At 43.4% G+C, this 2,556-nt stretch carries 2 protein-coding genes; both read left to right on the top strand.

Annotation, left to right across the window (positions count from 1 at the left end):
• The coding region (locus F6J94_RS32870) for a glycosyltransferase family 4 protein (protein WP_293047906.1) at positions 1-1,203 on the top strand (1,203 nt) is incomplete at its 5' end.
• Positions 1,204-1,311: 108 nt separating this feature from the next.
• Entirely contained in the window at positions 1,312-1,485 is a 174-nt protein-coding gene (locus F6J94_RS32875; RefSeq protein ID WP_293017746.1) for a hypothetical protein, read from the top strand.
• Positions 1,486-2,556: the final 1,071 nt, after the last annotated feature.

The raw sequence follows: 2,556 nt of genomic DNA on the forward strand, positions 1-2,556 counted from the left end.
TCTCAGTTTTTTCCTCCTGACTATGCTGCTACTGGCCAGTTAATCCAAGAGTTGGTGATGCAATTGGGCAAACAAGGCATAGATATTAAGGTGTTTACTGGGCAACCAGGCTATGCTTTTGAGACTGCCACTGCACCAATGTATGAAAAGTTGGGAAAAGTACAAATTAAGCGATCGCGTGCGTCTCAACTGTGGCCTCAGCAGATTCGTGGTAAGGCTATCAATGGCTTAATTTTTGCTGTGCGAGCGTTCTTGCACTTAGTTAAAAACTATCGTCGTCGTAACTTGGTGTTATTAACGACTGCGCCACCGTTTTTCCCTGTGGTTGCCTATCTGGCTCGTAAGATTTTTGGTATGCGCTATGTTTGCCTAATTTACGATTTCTACCCAGACATTGCTGTAGAATTAGGAGTGATTGGTCACAATCATCCCTTGGCTCGATTTTGGAGAGGTCTCAATCGTCGGGTTTGGCGTAAAGCGGAGGCAATTATTGTCCTCAGTTCAGCCATGAAGCAACGAGTGATAAATACCTGTCCTAAACTAGCTAACAAAGTTGCCGTGATTCACAGTTGGGCTAACCCAGATGTGATTGTGCCACTGCCCAAGCCAGATAACTGGTTTGCCCAGAAGCACAACTTAGTAAATAAATTCACGGTGCTTTACTCTGGTAATATGGGGCGCTGCCATGATATCGACACGATTCTTGAGACTGCTAAATTACTGAAAGACGAACCGATTCAGTTTGTCTGTATTGGTAGTGGCGCGAAGCGAGAAGCCTTAATCGAGGACGTGAAGCGCTTAGGCTTAACTAACTTTCTATTTTTGCCCTACCAAGACAAAGAGGTGTTGCCCTACTCCTTAACCGCTTGCGATCTCTCGTTAGTAAGTGTGATTCCTGGTATGGAAACCTTAGTGGCTCCTAGCAAACTCTACTCTGCGTTAGCTGCTGGGGTTCCCGTGGCGGTAATTTGCTCTCGGGAAGCCTACTTAACTGAGCTGATCGCCAAAGCTAAGTGCGGTGCCAGCTTCGTGAATGAAGACAGCCAAGGTCTGGCTGACTATATCCGCTCTCTGGCGGCTAATCAGGAGTTAGTCAAGTCCCTAGGTCAGGCTGGTCGTGAGTATTTATTAGAGAATTTTACTCCTGAAGTCATTGCTAAACAGTATGATCAGGTTCTTTGTGAAGCGTTGAGTGGGGAGTAGGGAGTCGGGAGTCGGGAGTCGGGAGTAGGGAGTAGGGAGTAGGGAGTAGGGAGTAGGGAGTAAGGAGTAGGGGGCGTTGCTTAATTATGGAATGATTTTAAGAGTGAGGTGGAATGGGCATCTTGTGGAATGGGCATCTTGCCCGTTACAATTTTCGGGCGGGCAGGATGCCCACTCTACTCCTATTCAGCGCGAAGACTGACGCAACGCTCCCTATTCCCTGCTCCCTACTCCCTGCTCCCTACTCCCTGCTCCCTACTCCCTGTTCCCTACTGCCTATGACATTGACTTATGGGCTGTTTTTTGATAGTATTATTTACCGGGATTATGGTTTAATAAAATTCAATTAAAGATTAAACAATTTTATCTCAATAATTATATTAATTATCTTTATAATTAGGTATTTGGCTGATCCTTTTAAGCCAAAGGTCAGAATTAATAAGGTCTTAAAGGCAATCAGCGCCAGTAAAGACTTTACCTCATAGGTATAATCAATGCTATATTCCAGCAATTTAGTAAATTGTCCTGAAAGCTCTAGGTTACTAAGAATACAGAATTAGTGCCTAAATAATCAGCACTTATTCAACGATTTATTTTTATGTTTTTTTAAGGAAATTATCGGATAATTTAACCAAGTTATGACATCACTTATTCCAGAACTTTTTTTTAAAAAATTACTCAATTGTCCTGATAAATATAGATTATTAAGAATAACTAATTGGGGGTTAACTACTAAGGTTTGATTGACTGATTTGTTTAGGAAATAATCGTAAAATATCAGCTATCAGCTATCAGCGAACAGCGATTAGCTATCAGCTATCAGCTATCAGCTATCAGCGATTAGCGCTACGCGCACGCTACGCGAACAGCTCTCAGCTATTAACTATCAGCTCATGCGCGTAGCCCATAGGCTGACCACTGACCACTGACCGCTAAAATTAAATACTAGCTAGTTATTACTATCTAGATCCTTACGTTTAGGAGTGGGCTTCGATGGTCCTGTTGATCTCAGTCTCTCCCCACACCACTTTTCATTAGTTGTGATGTCAACAGCAGGAAAGTGATTAAGGGGGAGAGTATGTCTATTATTTTATTTTAGGGAGTAGGGAGTAGGGAGTAGGGTAAGCTATGAGCTATCAGGTATTAGGTATTAGGTATTAGGTATTAGTTATCAGCTATTAGCTGAATACTTACATTGTTCATGACCTATAGCGTTTATCACAGCTATGAGGTACAAAGGATTTTTTGCCTGTTGCCTGTTGCCTGTTGCCTCTTGCCTGTTGCCTGTTGCCTCTTGCCTGTTGCCTGTTGCCTCTTGCCTCTTACCTGCTCCGAACGCGCCCCGCGTGGCCA

The organism is Moorena sp. SIO1F2 (assembly GCF_010672755.1).
In the GTDB taxonomy this organism is placed as follows: Bacteria; Cyanobacteriota; Cyanobacteriia; order Cyanobacteriales; family Coleofasciculaceae; genus Moorena.